Annotated in this window: 16 protein-coding genes and 2 pseudogenes; 2 read left to right on the top strand and 16 right to left on the bottom strand. The window is 71.7% G+C overall.

Features of this window, described 5'->3' with window-relative positions:
* Nucleotides 1–63: 63 nt before the first annotated feature.
* The 5 genes and pseudogenes from IGS69_RS24755 to IGS69_RS24740 form a co-directional block, all read right to left on the bottom strand.
* Nucleotides 64–249 (bottom strand): hypothetical protein, encoded by a 186-nt coding sequence (locus IGS69_RS24755; protein ID WP_190902712.1) that lies wholly within the window; start codon nucleotides 247–249, stop codon nucleotides 64–66.
* Nucleotides 250–445: 196 nt separating this feature from the next.
* Nucleotides 446–1,009: a hypothetical protein gene (locus tag IGS69_RS24750; RefSeq protein ID WP_385864846.1), complete on the bottom strand. Its 564-nt coding sequence runs from the start codon at nucleotides 1,007–1,009 to the stop codon at nucleotides 446–448.
* A 26-nt stretch (nucleotides 1,010–1,035) separates the two neighbouring features.
* Nucleotides 1,036–1,167, bottom strand: a pseudogene (locus IGS69_RS34750) (GNAT family N-acetyltransferase); the annotation flags it as partial.
* 57 nt (nucleotides 1,168–1,224) lie between these two features.
* Nucleotides 1,225–3,471, bottom strand: a complete 2,247-nt coding sequence (locus tag IGS69_RS24745) for an MMPL family transporter (protein WP_190902710.1) — start codon at nucleotides 3,469–3,471, stop codon at nucleotides 1,225–1,227.
* A gap of 158 nt (nucleotides 3,472–3,629) precedes the next feature.
* A complete protein-coding gene (locus IGS69_RS24740) occupies nucleotides 3,630–3,971 on the bottom strand; it encodes a hypothetical protein (RefSeq protein WP_190902709.1) in 342 nt (113 codons plus the stop codon).
* A 191-nt stretch (nucleotides 3,972–4,162) separates the two neighbouring features.
* Between IGS69_RS24740 and IGS69_RS24735 the strand changes: the two genes are divergently transcribed.
* A complete protein-coding gene (locus IGS69_RS24735) occupies nucleotides 4,163–4,966 on the top strand; it encodes an SAM-dependent methyltransferase (RefSeq protein WP_190902708.1) in 804 nt (267 codons plus the stop codon).
* Nucleotides 4,967–5,028: 62 nt separating this feature from the next.
* On the opposite strand, the gene gatB is transcribed toward IGS69_RS24735, so the two are convergent.
* From gatB to IGS69_RS24680, 11 genes and pseudogenes are all read right to left on the bottom strand, one after another.
* Complete coding sequence (gene gatB, locus IGS69_RS24730; protein ID WP_190902707.1) at nucleotides 5,029–6,543, bottom strand: Asp-tRNA(Asn)/Glu-tRNA(Gln) amidotransferase subunit GatB; 1,515 nt, start codon at nucleotides 6,541–6,543, stop codon at nucleotides 5,029–5,031.
* Between the two features lie 16 nt (nucleotides 6,544–6,559).
* Nucleotides 6,560–6,799 (bottom strand): hypothetical protein, encoded by a 240-nt coding sequence (locus tag IGS69_RS24725; protein ID WP_019329755.1) that lies wholly within the window; start codon nucleotides 6,797–6,799, stop codon nucleotides 6,560–6,562.
* Nucleotides 6,796–8,289: an Asp-tRNA(Asn)/Glu-tRNA(Gln) amidotransferase subunit GatA gene (gene gatA, locus IGS69_RS24720; protein ID WP_190902706.1), complete on the bottom strand. Its 1,494-nt coding sequence runs from the start codon at nucleotides 8,287–8,289 to the stop codon at nucleotides 6,796–6,798. Before gatA ends, IGS69_RS24725 begins: the two co-directional genes overlap by 4 nt.
* 5 nt (nucleotides 8,290–8,294) lie before the next feature.
* Complete coding sequence (gene gatC, locus IGS69_RS24715; RefSeq protein WP_190902705.1) at nucleotides 8,295–8,591, bottom strand: Asp-tRNA(Asn)/Glu-tRNA(Gln) amidotransferase subunit GatC; 297 nt, start codon at nucleotides 8,589–8,591, stop codon at nucleotides 8,295–8,297.
* A gap of 118 nt (nucleotides 8,592–8,709) precedes the next feature.
* Nucleotides 8,710–8,892, bottom strand: a pseudogene (locus IGS69_RS35090) (DUF4267 domain-containing protein); the annotation flags it as partial.
* A gap of 59 nt (nucleotides 8,893–8,951) precedes the next feature.
* Nucleotides 8,952–11,231, bottom strand: a complete 2,280-nt coding sequence (locus IGS69_RS24705; RefSeq protein WP_190902704.1) for a putative bifunctional diguanylate cyclase/phosphodiesterase — start codon at nucleotides 11,229–11,231, stop codon at nucleotides 8,952–8,954.
* Between the two features lie 258 nt (nucleotides 11,232–11,489).
* Entirely contained in the window at nucleotides 11,490–13,685 is a 2,196-nt protein-coding gene (ligA, locus tag IGS69_RS24700; protein WP_190902703.1) for an NAD-dependent DNA ligase LigA, read from the bottom strand.
* 15 nt (nucleotides 13,686–13,700) lie between these two features.
* Complete coding sequence (locus IGS69_RS24695) at nucleotides 13,701–14,708, bottom strand: methionine synthase (protein ID WP_190902702.1); 1,008 nt, start codon at nucleotides 14,706–14,708, stop codon at nucleotides 13,701–13,703.
* Between the two features lie 31 nt (nucleotides 14,709–14,739).
* The gene (locus IGS69_RS24690) at nucleotides 14,740–15,438 is read right to left on the bottom strand and encodes an SDR family oxidoreductase (protein WP_190902701.1); all 699 of its coding nucleotides are present in this window, start codon (nucleotides 15,436–15,438) and stop codon (nucleotides 14,740–14,742) included.
* An 18-nt stretch (nucleotides 15,439–15,456) separates the two neighbouring features.
* Nucleotides 15,457–15,996: an LOG family protein gene (locus tag IGS69_RS24685; RefSeq protein ID WP_190902700.1), complete on the bottom strand. Its 540-nt coding sequence runs from the start codon at nucleotides 15,994–15,996 to the stop codon at nucleotides 15,457–15,459.
* Entirely contained in the window at nucleotides 15,993–16,796 is an 804-nt protein-coding gene (locus IGS69_RS24680; RefSeq protein ID WP_190902699.1) for a class I SAM-dependent methyltransferase, read from the bottom strand. The genes IGS69_RS24685 and IGS69_RS24680 overlap by 4 nt, the downstream gene beginning before the upstream one ends.
* A gap of 81 nt (nucleotides 16,797–16,877) precedes the next feature.
* On the opposite strand from IGS69_RS24680, the gene IGS69_RS24675 reads away from it, so the two are divergent.
* Nucleotides 16,878–17,201, top strand: coding sequence for a DUF427 domain-containing protein (locus tag IGS69_RS24675; protein WP_190902698.1), 324 nt, complete (start codon nucleotides 16,878–16,880; stop codon nucleotides 17,199–17,201).
* Nucleotides 17,202–17,258: the final 57 nt, after the last annotated feature.

The raw sequence follows: 17,258 nt of genomic DNA, 5'->3' as shown, positions 1-17,258 counted from the left end.
CTGTCGGAACGACGGCCGCTGCTCCCCTGACGGCCAGGCCGGCGGCCGGTCCCGCCCCGGCGTTCACGCGGTCCGGGCGGATCGCGGCCGGCGGAAGCGGCGGCTATGGCTCTCGTGCTCGGCGGAGTCCTGGCCGGCTTCGTGGCGGGCCGCGCGGCGGGCCCGGGCGGCTTCGCGGACCAGGCGCTCGTGGTCGGCACGGCGGATCAGGTCGCTGGTGCGCAGCCGCTGGAGCTCGTACTCGTACATGGTGTGTCCTTGAGGAGAGGCGGTCACGGAGTGTTTCTCCGTGCTGACCTCACTCTCGTCTCCCAGGCGGGGCCGCCACATCGGGAGAGTTCCGCATCTTGGAGCGCGCGGGGGACCTTAGACGCGACTGAGGGGCCTCAGGCGCTCCGTAAGGTGCTCACGGAACCGCCTAAGACCCCTCAGGACCTGCGGGCTCTCAGCTCGCGGAGGGCAGTCCGAGCAGGATGCCGGTGTACTTGAGGACGGCCAGGAACAGGCCGATGACGCCGAGCGCGACTCCCGCCCAGGCGACGGACTTGATCCAGGGGGCCTGGATCCTGCCCGGCGTGCCGAACGCGGGCCGGGCGAGCGTCACGACGCCGACGACCAGCGCGATCAGCGCGAACAGGCCGCCCCACAGGGCGGTGGTCTGCCAGGCGTCGCCGTAGACGGCCTGGATCTGCTGGGCCACGCCCGCGTTCTGCGCGGTCTCCAGCTGGCCGACGAGGTTCTGGCGCGCGGAGGCCACGGTGCCGATCCAGCTGCCGGTGAGCGAGACGACGCCCAGTGCGGCGGAGACGACGGCGGCGGCGCCCTGTCCGACGCCGGAGGGAGCGTCCTCCCTGGTCTGCGCGTCGTCGGCGGCCTGCTCGTCGTCGGCCGCGGCCGGGACCTCGGTCTGGGGCACCTCGTCGGACTTGGTGGTGTCCACCGCCTTCTCGTCGGTCGTGGCCTTGGTGGCCTCGGTCTCGTCCACTGCGTTCGTAGCCATGTCTCGCACCGTAGGGTCGCTGTCTGAGAAGTCTCTTAATGATCGTTGTGAGCGGCACGCGCGCGTGCGGCGCGCCACTCGGGCGCCGGCACCGACCAGACTTCGAGATCGTGCCGTAGGCCACCATAGGGGTGTGCCTCGCGCCGCACACCGTCCCGGGTCACTCCAGGTGCGCCAGGAATTCCCCGGCGTGCCGGGGGTCCAGGGGCCTCAGCTCGGCGTCGTCACCCCGGGATGTCGCGTACGTCCCGCTGCCGCTCCTCCTCCGCCAGGACGTCCGCCACCTCGGCGTCCGTCGCGGCGGCCAGCCTCTCATGGGCGGCACGGCTCTCGGGCGGCTCGATGCTGATGCGCGGCATGCGCTTGTCCAGCCAGCGGGGCAGCCACCAGTTGGCGCCGCCGAGCAGGTGCATGAGGGCCGGGACGAGCAGGGTGCGCAGGACGAAGGCGTCCAGGGCGACGGCGGCGGCCAGGGCGATGCCGAACATGGCGATCACGCGGTCGCCGCTGAGCACGAAGGCCAGGAAGACGGAGATCATGATGACCGCCGCCGAGTTGATCACCCGGCTGGTCTCGGCGAGGCCGACGCGCACGGCCCGCCGGTTGTCGCCGGTCTCCAGCCACTCCTCGTACATCCGGCTGACCAGGAAGACCTGGTAGTCCATGGAGAGGCCGAAGAGCACCGACACCATGATCACGGGCAGGAAGGGTTCGATGGGGCCCGCGCTGCCGAGGCCGAGCAGTTCGCTGCCCCAGCCCCACTGGAAGATCGCGACCACGACTCCGAAGGCGGAGGCCACGGCGGCGACGTTCATCGCGGCGGCCTTCAGCGGGATGCCGACGGACCGGAAGGCGAGCAGGAGCAGCAGACAGCCCAGGCCGATGACGGCCCCGACGAAGACCGGCAGCTTGGAGACGATGACGTCGGCGAAGTCGTCGTAGCCGGCCGTCATGCCGCCCACCTGCACATCGAGCGAGGTGCCCGACTCGGCGCGGGGCAGCACCTCGCCGCGCAGCCGGTCGACGAGGTCGCTGGTGTGCTGCGACTGCGGGGAGGACTCCGGGACGACGGTGAGGTAGGCGGTGTGGCCGCCGGAGTCGAAGGTCACGGGGGTCACCGAGGCGACGCCGTCGGTGGTACGGAGGGTGGCGTCGAGGTTGTCCAGGGCGAGCTTGTCGTCGGCTCCGTCGACCTTGGTGACGAGGGTGAGCGGGCCGTTCACGCCGGGGCCGAAGCCGTCGGCGAGCAGGTCGTAGGCCTGGCGGGTGGTGGCGGTCTGCGGGCCGTTGCCCTGGTCGGAGGTGCCCAGGTGCAGGGAGAACGTGGGCAGCGCGAGGACGCCCATGACGACCAGGGCGACCGCGCCGAGCACCTTGGGGTGGCGTTCCACGAAGGCCGACCAGCGGGCCGCGAAGCCGGTGGGCAGCTCGGGCTCGGGCCCGTGTTCCGTGAGGCGGCGGCGCTCCCGGCGGCTGAGCGCGCGCATGCCGATGAAGGACAGCAGGGCGGGCAGCAGGGTCACGGAGGCGGCGACGGTGAGGATGACGGTGAGGCTCGCCGCAATGGCGACGCCGTTGAGGAAGCTCAGCCGCAGGATCAGCATGCCGAGCAGGGCGATGCAAACGGTCGCGCCCGCGAAGACGACGGCCCGTCCGGTGGTCGCGACGGCGTTCGTGGCGGCCTCGGTGACGGACAGCCCGCGTTTCAGCCCGCGCCGGTGTCTGGTGACGATGAACAGCGCGTAGTCGATGCCGACGCCGAGCCCGATGAGCATGCCCAGCATGGGCGCGAAGTCGGCGACGGTCATGGCGTGCCCGAGCAGCACGATCCCGGCGTAGGCGGTGCCGACGCCGACCAGGGCGGTGGCGATGGGCAGCAGGGACGCGGCGAGCGAGCCGAAGGCGAGGAACAGCACCACCGCGGCGACGATCACGCCGACGATCTCGGCGAGGTGCCCGCCGGAGGACTCGGTGAGCGCAATGGCGCTGCCGCCCAGCTCCACCTGGAGCCCGTCGGTCTCGGCGCTCTTCGCGGTGTCGACGACGGCCTGCGCCTCGCCCTGGGAGACGTCCTCGGCCCGGTCGTCGAAGGTGACCGAGGCGAAGGCCGTACGGCCGTCCTCGCTGACGCGGCCCGCGCCGGACCCGTCGTAGGGGCTGGTGACCGAGGCCACGCCGGGGAGGTTCTCGATCCGGTCCAGGGTGCGGGTCATCGTCTGCTCGACGTCGGCGGCGCGGACACTGCCGGACGTGGTGTGCCAGACGACGTTGTCGCTGTCGCCGCCGAGTCGCGGGAAGCCCTCGTGCAGCAGCTCGGCGGCGCGGCCCGACTCGGTACCGGGGACCTCGTAGTCGTTCGAGTACGTGGTGCCGGCGACGGCGGCGCCCGCGGCGACACCCGCGAACGCGAGGAGCCACAGCATGACGCTGAGCAGACGGCGCTGGACACACCAGCGTGCGAGGGCTGCCACGAAACGTGCTCCCGGGTTTGCCTTGTGTGGATCTTTGACCGGGAACAGTCGTACATGAACTGAACGGCCAGCAAAGAACGCATGAGCAATGCGCTGCCACTCTTACAAACGAACGAGATCATTTGTCGGTTTCGTGGGCTTATTCACAGCGGCCGCACTCAGTCGAACTGATCCCCCAAGGCCATCACCATCACCCCCGCGATCAGCAGCCACAGGGCCCGCCGGGTGCGCCCGCGGGAGCCCAGCACCGCGGCGGCGGCGCAGACGGCCGCCCCGCCGGCGTACGCGGCCGGGACGAGGGCCGGTGCGGAGCGGGTGAGGCGCAGCAGCGCCGCGGCGAGACCGGCCAGGGTCAGTGCGGCGCCGGTGCCGGCCGCAGTCCAGCGGGCCCGGCGGGCGTCCTCCTCGCCCTCCGCCGGGTCGTCGGCCTCGTCCTGTACGGCGGTCGCCTCCGAGCCCTCGATCTCTTCATCGGTGTCGGAATCAGGACGTCCACTCATGGCCGAGACGGTAGCGCGCCGGGCGCCGAAAACCGGATGCGGGGCCGCCGGACCGGCTGTTAGCGTCCGCGGGTCCGAGGAATGCCCGCGGCCTCCCGCCGCCCGGCCGAAGCAGGTGCGTTGTGTGACGGTCCGACCGAGCTCCTCCGCATCCCCGTACTTCCTCAAGGACTCAAGGAGCCCGTTCACCGATGCCGGACATCACTTCCCGGACCTCGAACGACCCCCTCGCTGACCGTCTGAGCCATCCCGGCTACCCCCGCAGCAACGGCTACGACGCCCGCTGGACCATCGACAACCAGATGGGCCCGCACGCGCTGTGGCTGCTGGAGTGGCTGGCCCCCGCCCTGGGGCTCGACACCCTGAGCCCCGGCGCCCGGGTGCTCGACCTGGGCTGCGGCCGCGCCATGACGTCGGTCTTCCTCGCCAGGGAGTACGACGTCCAGGTCACCGCCGCCGACCTGTGGATCAAGCCCGACGAGAACGCCGGGCGCATCGCCGAGGCGGGTGTCGCCGACCGCGTGCTGCCCGTGCTCGCCGAGGCGCACGACCTGCCGTTCGGGGAGAGCAGCTTCGACGCGATCGTCTCGATCGACGCCTACCAGTACTTCGGCACGAACGACCTCTATCTGCCCGAGCTGACGCGGCTGCTGAAGCCCGGCGGGCGGATCGGCGTCGTCGTACCGGCGCTGCGCGAGGAGATCGACGGCGTCGAGCCGCCGGAGCACCTCGAGCCGTACTGGGAGCCCGGCTTCTGGTGCTTCCACACGGCGGCCTGGTGGCGGCGCCACTGGACCCGCAGCGGGGCCGTGGAGGTCGAGACCGCGGACTGGCTTCAGGACGGCTGGCGCGACTGGCTGCGCTGGTGCGAGGTCGTGGCCGAGGAGAGCACGGACGACTGGCACGTCCGGATGGCAGGGCAGTGCGCCGAGATGCTGCGCCTCGACCGGGGCGAGACGCTGGGCTTCGTCCGGGTCGTAGGCCGCCGCCTCTGAGCCGCACGACGAGGGGGGACGCACCGTATCCGGTGCGTCCCCCCTCGTGGGGTCCGCCGCGGTCAGCCCTCGCTGACGCCCAGCTTCTCAAGGATCAGTTCCTTCACACGGGCCGCGTCGGCCTGGCCGCGGGTGGCCTTCATGACCGCACCGACCAGGGCACCGGCCGCGGCCACCTTGCCGCCGCGGATCTTGTCCGCGACGCCCGGGTTGCCGGCGATGGCCTCCTCGACGGCGGTGGTGAGGGCGCCCTCGTCGGAGACGACCTTCAGACCGCGCTTGTCGACGACCTCGTCCGGGGTGCCCTCGCCCGCGAGAACGCCCTCGATGACCTGCCGGGCCAGCTTGTCGTTCAGGTCGCCCTTGGCGACGAGCTCGGTGACCCGGGCGACCTGCTCCGGCGTGATCGCCAGCTCGTCGAGCGCCTTGCCCGACTCGTTGGCGCTGCGGGCCAGCTCACCCATCCACCACTTGCGGGCGGAGGCGGCGTCGGCCCCGGCCTCGATCGTGGCGACGATGGGCTCCAGCGCGCCGGCGTTGAGGATCGCCTGCATGTCGGTGGCCAAGACGCCCCACTCCTCGCGGAGCCGGTTGCGGCGGACCAGCGGCAGCTCGGGCAGCCCGGCCCGGATCTCCTCGACCCACGCGCGGGGCGGGGCCACCGGGACGAGGTCGGGCTCCGGGAAGTACCGGTAGTCCTCGGCCTCCTCCTTCACCCGGCCCGAGGTCGTCGACCCCGTGTCCTCGTGGAAGTGGCGGGTCTCCTGGATGATCGTGCCGCCCGAGGACAGCACGGCCGCGTGCCGCTGGATCTCGAAGCGGGCCGCGCGCTCCACGGACCTGAGCGAGTTAACGTTCTTCGTCTCCGAACGGGTGCCGAACTTCTCGGTGCCCTTCGGCCGCAGCGACAGGTTCACGTCGCAGCGCATCTGGCCCATCTCCATACGGGCCTCGGAGACGCCGAGCGCCTTGATGAGCTCGCGCAGCTCACGGACGTAGGCCCGCGCGACCTCGGGGGCACGCTCGCCGGCGCCCTCGATCGGCTTGGTGACGATCTCGATGAGGGGGATGCCGGCGCGGTTGTAGTCCAGCAGCGAGTGCGAGGCGCCGTGGATGCGGCCGGTGGCACCGCCGACGTGGGTCGACTTGCCGGTGTCCTCCTCCATGTGGGCGCGCTCGATCTGCACCCGGAAGGTCTCGCCGTCCTCCAGCTGCACGTCGAGGTAGCCGTTGAAGGCGATCGGCTCGTCGTACTGGGAGGTCTGGAAGTTCTTCGGCATGTCCGGATAGAAGTAGTTCTTCCGGGCGAAGCGGCACCACTCGGCGATCTCACAGTTCAGCGCGAGGCCGATCTTGATCGCGGACTCGACGCCGGTCGCGTTGACGACCGGGAGCGCGCCGGGCAGGCCGAGGCAGACCGGGCAGGTCTGCGTGTTGGCGTCCTGGCCGAGGGCGGTCGAGCAGCCGCAGAACATCTTGGTCTTGGTGCCGAGTTCGACGTGGACCTCGAGGCCCATGACGGGGTCGTACGACGCGAGTGCGTCCTCGTACGACACCAGGTCGGTCGTGGTGGTCACGGTGAGTACTTCCCTCTCAGCCCAGCAGGACGTCGTCGTCGCCCAGCCGCTTCAGCTCGCGGTAGAGAATGGCCAGGTTGGTGACGACCGCGGCTCCGGTCACGACGGCGTCGAGCAGCCGCAGCGTGTCGTTGTCTCCGCGGGCCTTCTTGATCTGCTTGTAGACACCGACGGCGCCGAACGCCGACGTGGCCATCGACACGTACAGACCGGACTTGGACTTCTTGAAGCCCTTGGCCTTGGACAGTGCGCTCACAGCGACGGAGCCTCCTCGATCAGCGGGTGGCCCCACTTTTCCACGAAGGCGGCCTCGACGGCGGCACCCACCTTGTACAGGCGGTCGTCCTTCATGACGGGGGCGATGATCTGCAGACCGACCGGGAGGTTGTCCTCCGGGGCGAGACCGCACGGCAGCGACATCGCCGCGTTGCCCGCCAGGTTGGTCGGGATGGTGCACAGGTCGGCGAGGTACATCGCCATCGGGTCGTCGGCGCGCTCGCCGATCGCGAAGGCGGTGGTCGGGGTCGTCGGGGAGACGATCACGTCGACCTGCTCGAACGCCTTGTCGAAGTCCTGCTTGATGAGCGTGCGGACCTTCTGGGCGCTGCCGTAGTAGGCGTCGTAGTAGCCGCTCGACAGGGCGTACGTGCCGAGCATGATGCGCCGCTTGACCTCGGGGCCGAAACCGGCCTCGCGGGTCAGGGAGGTGACCTCCTCGGCGGAGTGCGTACCGTCGTCGCCGACGCGCAGGCCGTAGCGCAGGCCGTCGAACCGGGCGAGGTTGGAGGAGCACTCCGAGGGCGCGATCAGGTAGTACGCCGACAGCGCCAGGTCGAAGGACGGGCAGTCCAGCTCGACGATCTCGGCGCCCAGCTCCTTCAGCAGCTCGACGGACTCGTCGAAGCGCTGGATGACGCCGGCCTGGTAGCCCTCGCCGCGGAACTGCTTGACGACGCCGACGCGCATGCCCTCGACGCTGCCGTTGCGGGCGGCCTCGACGACCGGCGGGACAGGCTCGTCAATGGAGGTCGAGTCGAGCGGGTCGTGCCCGGCGATGACCTCGTGCAGCAGGGCCGCGTCCAGGACCGTGCGGGCGCAGGGTCCGCCCTGGTCGAGGGAGCTGGAGAAGGCGACCATGCCGTAGCGGGAGACCGCGCCGTACGTCGGCTTCACTCCGACCGTGCCGGTGACGGAGGCCGGCTGGCGGATGGAGCCGCCGGTGTCGGTGCCGATGGCGAGCGGGGCCTGGAAGGAGGCGAGCGCGGCGGACGAGCCGCCACCGGAGCCGCCGGGGATCTTGGTGAGGTCCCAGGGGTTGCCGGTCGGGCCGTAGGCGCTGTTCTCGGTGGAGGACCCCATGGCGAACTCGTCCATGTTGGTCTTGCCGAGGATCACGACGTCGGCGGCCTTGAGCCGCTTGGTGAGCGTCGCGTCGTACGGCGGGATCCAGCCCTCGAGCATCTTCGAACCGACGGTGGTCGGGATGCCCTCCGTGGTGAAGATGTCCTTCAGCGCGAGGGGCACTCCGGCCAGCGGGCCGAGCTTCTCGCCGCGCTCGCGCTTCTCGTCGACGGCGCGGGCCTGGGCGAGGGCGCCCTCGCGGTCGACGTGCAGGAAGGCGTGCACCTTCTCGTCGACGGCCTCGATGCGGGCGAGGTGGGCCTCGGTGACCTGCACCGCGGTGAGCTCGCCGGAGGCGATCTTCGCGGCGGTCTCGGCGGCCGTGAGCTTGATGATGTCCGTCATGGCTGTTAGTCCTCCCCCAGGATCTGCGGCACCTTGAAACGCTGCTGCTCCTGGGCCGGGGCGCCGGAGAGCGCCTGCTCGGGGGTGAGCGACGGACAGACCTCGTCCGCCCGCATGACGTTCGTCAGCGGGAGCGGGTGCGAGGTCGGCGGTACGTCTTGGTCGGCGACCTCGCTGACGCGGGCGACCGCGCCGATGATGTCGTCCAGCTGTCCCGCGAAGTGGTCGAGCTCTTCGGGCTTCAGCTCCAGACGCGCCAGCCGGGCGAGGTGGGCGACCTCCTCGCGCGTGATGCCAGGCATGCAGCGATCCTCTGGGGTGAGTGAATGTGGTTTGGCCCAATCCTATGGGTCGGGGGGCCGTGCCCGTGAAACGGTTTGCCGCCCCTGGGGCTCTCGGGTCCCCTCAGACCGCGAAGACGAGCGGCACGAGCGGCACCGCGAGCATGAACCAGGCCTCGGCTCCGGCCCCCGCGAAGGCGCGCAGCGCCAGACCGGCCCGCCCGAGGGTGCCGTCCCGCAGGCCCTTGATCGTCAGGCCGGCCCCGGCGTCGCCGCCGGGGCCGGCCGGGACGCCGTAGCCGGCGGCCGCGGAGGCGGGCTGGAGGCCTTCTGCTTGCCCCAGCCGAGCACGCGGGGCACGGTGGCGAGAATGGGTGCGGTCTACTCGTCGGCCGTCGCGGCGGGGAGCGCGGCGCGCGGGCGCTGCCAGCCCCGGGGGCCCCGCGCCCGCAGCCACGCCGTGGTCTCCTCCGGGGGCATCGCCGCCGCGACCAGCCAGCCCTGGACGGCGTCGCAGCCGAGGTCGCGCAGGCGCTCCCAGGTCTCGTCGTCCTCGACGCCCTCGGCGACGACGAGCAGGCCGAGGGAGTGCGCGAGGTCGACCGTGCAGCGCACGATCTCCGCGTCCTCGGTGTCGACCGCGAGCCGGGCCACGAACGAGCGGTCGATCTTGAGCTCGCTGACCGGGAGCCGGCGCAGGTGCACGAGCGAGGAGTAGCCCGTGCCGAAGTCGTCGAGGGACATCTTCACGCCGTGCGCGGTCAGTTGGTTGAGGGTGTCGGCGGCGCGCTGCGGGTCCTCCAGCAGGACGTGCTCCGTGATCTCCAGTTGCAGCGCTCCAGCCGGGACGCCGTGCCGGGCCAGCCGGGCGGCGACGGAGCCGGCGAAGCCGGGGGTGTGCACATCGCGCGGGGAGACGTTCACCGCGACCGGGACGAACAGGCCCTGCTCCCGCCAGTGCGCGACCTGGCCGAGCGCGGTCTCCAGGACGTACTCGGTGAGGTGGGGCATCAGGCCCGAGGACTCGGCGATGGCTATGAACTCGTCCGGCGGCACCTTGCCCCGCTCGGGGTGCACCCAGCGGACCAGGGCCTCCAGGCCCGCCACCTGCCCGTCGAAGCGGACCTTGGGCTGGTAGTGCAGATGCACCTCGCGGGCGTCGAGGGCGCGGCGCAGATCGCCCAGCAGGCCGAGGCGGTCGGGGGTGTTGGAGTCGCGCTTGGACTCGTAGACCTCGACGCCGGTGCGGTCCCGCTTCGCCTGGTACATCGCCACGTCCGCCCGCCGCAGCAGTCCTTCGGCGTCCAGGGCGTGGTCGGGGAAGACGGCGACTCCGGCGCTGGCCTCCAGGACGAGGGTGAGGCCGTCGAGGTCGAGGGGGGAACTGAGGGCGGCGACGAGGTTGCGGGCGACCCGGGTCGCCGAGGTCGTGGAGTCGGCGACCGGCAGTAAGACGGCGAACTCGTCCCCGCCGAGCCGGGCTGCCTCCGCCCCGCGCGGCAGCGCCACCCGCAGCCGGTCGGCGATCTGCAGCAGCAGCCGGTCACCGGCGAGATGACCGAGCGTGTCGTTGACCGACCGGAACCGGTCGAGGTCGATCAGCATCAGGGCGGCGCGGGCGTTGATCCGCTCCGCGTCGTCCAGCGCGGTCCAGATGCGCTCCAGCAGCCACTGGCGGTTGGGCAGACCGGTCAGCGGGTCGCGCAGCTGCTCCTCCGCCCGGGCCCGGGCGATCCAGAGGGTGGAGTCCAGGGCGATCAGCGGGATGGAGAACAGCGGGAGCAGGATCGGTTTGGCCACGGCGACCACGCAGACCAGCGGCGCGATCCCCAGCAGCGCGACCGCGACGAGGCCTTGTCTGACCAGGGCGGTGCGGGCGACGGTGGGCAGCCCGGGCCGCGGGGCGTGCAGGTACCAGAGCAGGACGCGGGTGACCATCAGGTAGGCGACGGCGACCAGGGCCACCTGGGGTGCGGTGGCGAGGGTCCAGGCGGCGGGCTCCGCCGGGGACTCGACGGACGGCACGATGCCGAAGACGCGCAGCACGAGCGCGCCGGCGCCGATGCCGAGCAGGTCGACCGCGCCGTAGAGCACACCCTGGCGCCAGCGGTTGCGGCGGGCTATGCCGACCAGCACGACGACCGTGAGGCTGACCATGCCGGCCGGGACCCAGCCGTAGAGCAGCAGGACGGCGAGGGTGAGGGCGGCGCCCGAGCCGGTGCCGCCCCACCAGCGGGAGCGGCCCAGCATGACGAGGTGGCCGACGATGATGCCGGTCAGCACGGCCAGCGACCAGCCGGCCGTGCCCGCCGGGAAGAGCGCGTGGCCGTCGGTGAAGGCGCGGTAGAAGCCGGCACCGAGGACGAATCCGGCCGCCGAGACGACGGCCGCGGGCAGCGCGGGCCAGGCGTGGTGCTGTCCACCGTCCGCGTCGTCCGCGCCGGTGAGTCCGGGCGTGTGTTCGGTGATCGGCTGTGCCCCGGGGCCGTCCGCGGCGCGCCCCGCACCGCAACGCCCGTCCGGGGTGTACTGTCCGACGGCGCGCACCTCCGCACCCGGACGCCCCGCCGGCCGCACGGCCTCACGGACTGCACGCCATGCGGCCGCCAAGCGGCGCAGGCGCAGCCGTGAGCCCGGCACGGCGCTCTCGGTCGGTTCCATTCCCGTCCCTCTCACAGCCGGCGGTGCCCACGCCCCGCGGCCCGGTGCCCGACAACCCTCAACGGCCCGCGCCCGAAAACCCTTCCCCGCGCTCCGCGCGAGCACGACGATGCCCCGACCGCAGCTGGGCACGGCAGGCGCACATCTCAACAGTAGGCCGCAGAAGGCTTCCAGGGGCAGCGGTCGCCGACGGTTGCCCGAATGCGCCCCGGCCACCCGTATGCATCTGGTATGCGCCGAACGGGTGGCCTTCAACCGCTACTCCTCGGCCGAAAGGGCGACTTCGGCCGCCGCGTCCGGTCCCTGCTCCAGCAGGACGCCGAAACCCTCCTCGTTCAGGACCGGAACCTTCAGCTGCATCGCCTTGTCGTACTTCGACCCGGGGCTGTCACCCACCACGACGAACGACGTCTTCTTCGAAACCGAGCCGGTCACCTTCGCTCCGCGGCTCTGCAGCGCCTCCTTGGCGCCGTCCCGCGTGAAGTGGTCGAGGGTGCCGGTGACGACGACGGTGAGGCCCTCCAGGGGGCGCGGCCCCTCGTCCTCGCCGGTGCTCTCGGCCTCCATGCGGACGCCCGCGGCCTTCCACTTGCGGATGATGTCGCGGTGCCAGTCCTCGGCGAACCACTGCTTGAGGGAGGCGGCGATGGTGGGTCCGACGCCCTCGGTGACCGCCAGCTCCTCCTCCGTGGCCTGCTCGATGCGCTCGATCGAGCGGAACTCGCGGGCCAGAGCCTCGGCCGCCACGGGGCCGACGTGACGGATCGACAGGCTGGTGATGATCCGGGCGAGCGGGCGGTCCTTGGCCGCCGCGATGTTCTCCAGCATGGCCACCGCGTTCTTGCGGGGTTCGCCCTGCTGGTTGGCGAAGATCGTGGCGACCTTCTCCTCGCCGGTCTTCGGGTCGCGCTTGGGCAGCCCGCTGTCCGGGTCGAGGACGTAGGCCTTGATGGGCAGCAGCTGCTCGATGGTGAGGTCGAACAGGTCGCCCTCGTCGACCAGCGGCGGGTCCTTCGGCTCCAGCGGGGCGGTCAGGGCCGCCGCCGCCACATACCCGAAGTGCTCGATGTCCAGCGCCTTGCGGCCCGCCAGGTAGAACAGGCGCTCGCGCAACTGGGCCGGGCAGGTGCGGGCGTTCGGGCAGCGCAGGTCGACGTCGCCCTCCTTCATCGGCCGCAGCGCCGTACCGCACTCGGGGCACTCGCTCGGCATCACGAACTCGCGCTCGCTGCCGTCGCGCAGGTCGGCGACCGGGCCGAGGATCTCCGGGATGACGTCACCGGCCTTGCGCAGCACGACCGTGTCCCCGATGAGGACGCCCTTGGCCTTGACCACGTCCTGGTTGTGGAGCGTGGCGAACTCGACCTCGGAGCCCGCGACCGTGACCGGTTCGACCTGGGCGTACGGCGTGACCCGGCCGGTGCGGCCCACGCCCACGCGGATGTTGACGAGCTTGGTGTTGACCTCCTCCGGCGCGTACTTGTACGCGATGGCCCAGCGCGGGGCGCGCGAGGTGGAGCCGAGGCGGCCCTGGAGCGGGATCTCGTCGAGCTTGACGACGACGCCGTCGATCTCCCACTCCACGGAGTGACGGTTCTCGCCGAAGTAGGCGATGAACTCCCGGATGCCGTCGAGCCCGTCGACCACCCGGTTGTGGCCGGACGTGGGCAGGCCCCAGGCCTTGAGCAGGTCGTAGGCCTCGGACAGGCGGGTGAGGCCCGTGAAGCCCTCCAGGGCGCCGATGCCGTGGACCACCATGTGCAGGGGGCGGGTGGCGGTGACGCGCGGGTCCTTCTGGCGCAGTGAACCGGCGGCCGCGTTGCGCGGGTTGGCGAAGGGCTTGTCGCCGGCTTCGACGAGACGGGCGTTGAGCTCCTGGAACTTCTCCATCGGGAAGTAGACCTCGCCGCGGATCTCCACGAGGTCGGGGACGGAGTCGCCCTTGAGGCGGTCGGGGATCTCCGCGATCGTCCGCACGTTGGGCGTGATGTCCTCGCCGGTGCGGCCGTCGCCGCGGGTGGCCGCGCGGGTGAGGCGGCCGTGCTCGTAGGTGAGGTTCACCGCGAGGCCGTCGACCTTGAGCTCGCACAGGAAGTGGTAGTCCTGCTCGCCCAGTTCCCTGGCGATGCGCTCGGTCCAGGCGGCCATCTCCTCGTCGTTGAACGTGTTGTCGAGGGAGAGCATGCGCTGGCGGTGCTCGACCGCCGTGAACTCCGTCTCGTAGGAGCCGGAGACCTTCTGGGTCGGCGAGTCCGGGGTGCGCAGCTCCGGGTACTCCTCCTCCAGCGCCTCCAGGGAACGCAGCAGCTGGTCGAACTCCGCGTCACTGACGACGGGAGCGTCCTTCACGTAGTAGCGGAAGCGGTGCTCCTCGATCTGCTCCGCGAGGCGCGCGTGCTTCTCCCGTGCCTCCGCGGGCACCGTCGTCGTCTCCGCTTGCTTGTCGCCGGCCACCGTGTCGTCCTCCCGTTACTCTGGGTTGTCCGCGAGGGATCTCGCCGCCCGGGCGCAGTGCGCGAGAGCCGTGCGCGCGTACCCCGGGGAGGCCCCCGCGAGTCCGCACGCCGGGGTGACCGTGACCGCCTCCGCGAGAAGCCCCGGAGACAGCCCCAGCCTGCGCCACAGCGTCCTGACACCCATGACGCTACCGGCAGGGTCTGACAATGGGCTCTCCGCGGACGGGACGACACCGGTGAAGAGCCGGGTGCCGCCCTCCACGGCCTCCCCGATCGCCTCGTCGTCACGCTCGGTGAGCAGGGAGAAGTCGAAGGAGACGGCGGCCGCGCCCGCCCGGCGGAGCAGCGCGAACGGCACGTCGGCAGCGCAGGAGTGGACCACGACCGGGCCGTCGGTGTGCGTCCCGACGAGGTCGCGCAGCGTCTGCTCCACGAGCTGCCGGTCGACGGCCCGGTGGGTGCGGTAGCCGCTGGCGGTCTTCACCTGCCCGCGCAGGACGGCGGTCAGGGACGGCTCGTCGAGCTGGAGGACGAGCTGCGCGCCGGGGATCCGCCGCCGTACCTCGGCGAGATGCAGTCGCAGCCCCTCGGCGAGGGAGGCGGCGAGGTCGCGGCAGGCCCCCGGGTCGGAGAGCGCCACCTCGCCGCCCCGCAGCTCCAGGTTGGCCGCGAGGGTCCAGGGGCCGACGGCCTGGACCTTCAGCGGCCCCTGGTACTCCTGCGTGAACTCCTCCAGCGCGTCGAGGTCCTCGCCGAGCCAGGAGCGGGCCCGCTTGGTGTCCCGGCCCGGCCGGTCCCCGAGGCGCCATCCGCTGGGCTCCACGCGTGCGTACAGCTCGACGAGCAGGCCGGCGGTCCGCCCGATCATGTCCGCGCCGGGTCCCCGGGCGGGCAGTTCGGGCAGGAAGGGGAAGTCCTCGAAGGTGCCGGTGACGGTCTTGGCGGCCTCTCGCGCGTCGCCGCCCGGCATGGACCCCACGCCGGTGGCCGCGCCGAACCTGAACTGGCTGTTTTCGCTCACCGGAGAAGCCTACGCAGGCGGCTCACCTCGGTCAGCGCCCCGGGCGCACCGTCAGGTCGTTGACCTCCGCGTCCCGGGGCAGATCCAGGGCCATGACGATCGTCGTGGCGACCGACTCGGGGTCGATCCACCGCGCGGCGTCGTACTCCTTGCCCTCCTGCTGGTGCACCTTGACCTGCATGGGGCTCGCCGTGCGGCCGGGGTACACCGAGGTGACGCGGATCCCGTTGCCGTGCTCCTCGTGGCGCAGGGAGTCGGCGAGGGCCTTCAGGCCGTGCTTGGAGGCGGCGTAGGCGGACCAGTCGGCGTGGGCGTTGAGGCCGGCGCCGGAGTTGACGAAGAGGACGTGGCCGCGGGCGGTGCGCAGTTGGGGCAGGAAGTGGCGGGTCAGCTCGGCGGGGGCGATCAGGTTGACGTCGAGCTGCCGGCGCCAGGCCTTCGGGGTGAGCTCGCCGACCGGGCCGAGGTCGACGACGCCGGCGATGTGCAGCAGCGAGTCCACCCGGTCCGGCAGCGACTGGTGCGAGAAGGCCCAGGAGAGCCTGTCGGGGTCGGCGAGGTCCCCGACCAGGGTTCGCGCCCCGGGGAACTCGGCAGCCAGCTCCTTCGCGCGGCCCGCGTCGCGCGCGTGCAGCACGAGCTCGTCCCCGCGCGCGTGCAGGCGGCGGGCCACGGCCGCGCCGATGCCGGAGCCGGCTCCGGTGATCACATGAGTAGCCATGCCCGCCATGCTCGCATCACTGCCGGGTCACTCCACGCCCCGGCTCTCCTCCAGGTACGCCAGCGCCCCCACCGGCTCCTCGGCGAAGAACACCAGGTCGGTGAGCGGCCGGGGCAGGAAGCCCTCGGCGTCCATGCGGCGGAACTGCTCCTTCAGACCGTCGTAGAAGCCCGCCGTGTTGAGCAGGACCACCGGCTTGTCGGTGTGCCCGTGCTTCTTCAGTTCCAGGATCTCGGTGGCCTCGTCGAGCGTGCCGGTGCCGCCGACCATGATCACCACGGCGTCGGCCTTCTCCAGGAGCAGCTTCTTGCGCTCGGCGAGGTCCTTGGCGACGACCATCTCGTCGACGCCCGGGCGGGCCTTGGCCGCCAGGAACTGCACGGAGACGCCGGCCAGCCGGCCGCCCGCCTCCTGCACCCCGTCGGCGACCACCTTCATGAGGCCGACGTCGGAGCCGCCCCACACGAGCGTGTGACCGCCCTTGCCCAGCAGCTTGGCGAACTCCCGCGCGGGGCGGGTGTAACGCTCGTCGAGGTCGGCGGCGGACAGGAAGACACAGATGTTCATGAGCCCACCGTACGGGCCCGGTCCACCGTGACGGTGACCCGCATTTTGGACTGGCGGTGGGGCAGGCGCTCCCAGTCGTCCATGAACCGGGCGTCCAGGCCGTGCCGGGCGGCGAGGTCGGTGAGGGTCCGCGTCCGGTAGTAGAAGTCCTCGTGCAGGACCTGGTGCTCCTCGCCCTCGGTGCGGTCGAAGGTGAAGTCGAAGAACCCGCCGGGCGCGAGGATGCGGCCGACGTGGGCGAAGCACTCCTCGATGACGTGCAGCGGCGAGTGCGAGAAGACGCTGTGCGCGTGCACGACGTCGAAGTGGGCGTCCGGCAGGAAGGCGAAGGTCAGGTCGTCGGCGAGCGCCAGGTAGGGCAGCTTGGGCTGGAGCTTCTCGGCGACTAGGGTGTCCTGGGCGGCGAGCAGGATGTGCGGCGAGATGTCGATGCCGTAGTAGTGCCCGGTGTCGAGGTGGTCGATGAACAGGCGCCCGGCGCGCAGGTTGCCGCAGCCGATCTCCAGCATCCGGTGGTCCGGCCGCAGGCCGTGGCCCACCAGGTAGTCGAACTGCATGCGGCCGATCCGCGCCCACTGCTCGCGCGAGGGGTTGTGCCCGACCGCCGCCTCGGTGCTGCGGGCCGCGTCCGAGGCCATGACGGCCCGGTAGTAGGCGATGTGGTCGGGGTGGCGCAGCCGCAGCCAGGCGTCCCGCACCGCGCGCCGGGCGTGCGCGGGTACCCGCTCGGGGTGGCGCAGTGCGTACCGGACCTGGTGGAGCAGACGGGAGCGGTTTCCGGCCGGTTCCGTGGCGCGCATCGGGACCTCCTGCGGCGAGGGAAGAACTCCGCTTCAGCCTGCGCTGTAGCTCAGGAGTCGGCTACCCGAGGAGGGGCGATCGTGACCAGAGGGCATTGCATCACCATCGAGCGCAGTGGCGGGCGCGTGCGAGTGGTGCACGACGGGCAGGTGCTGGCGGAGAGCGACCGGTCGCTGGTGCTGCGCGAGACGGGCTGTCCCGAGCGGTACTACATCCCGCCCGAGGACGTGCGCCTGGACCTGCTGACGCCGTCCGGTACGCAGACGTACTGCCCGTTCAAGGGCACCGCCTCCTACTGGTCGCGGCCGGACGCGGCGGACCTCGTCTGGGCGTATCCGGACCCCAAGCCGGACGTCGCGGAGATCAGGGACCACCTGTGCTTCTACGAAGTGGAAGTGTTCTGATCGGCTGACGCGCCGCCCGCTTCACCGATGAACACCGCGGCGTGCGGCAGTCTGCGT

The sequence above is a fragment of the Streptomyces tuirus genome, assembly GCF_014701095.1.
Classification (GTDB): domain Bacteria; phylum Actinomycetota; class Actinomycetes; order Streptomycetales; family Streptomycetaceae; genus Streptomyces; species Streptomyces tuirus.
This window is presented reverse-complemented; position numbering and strand designations above follow the sequence as displayed.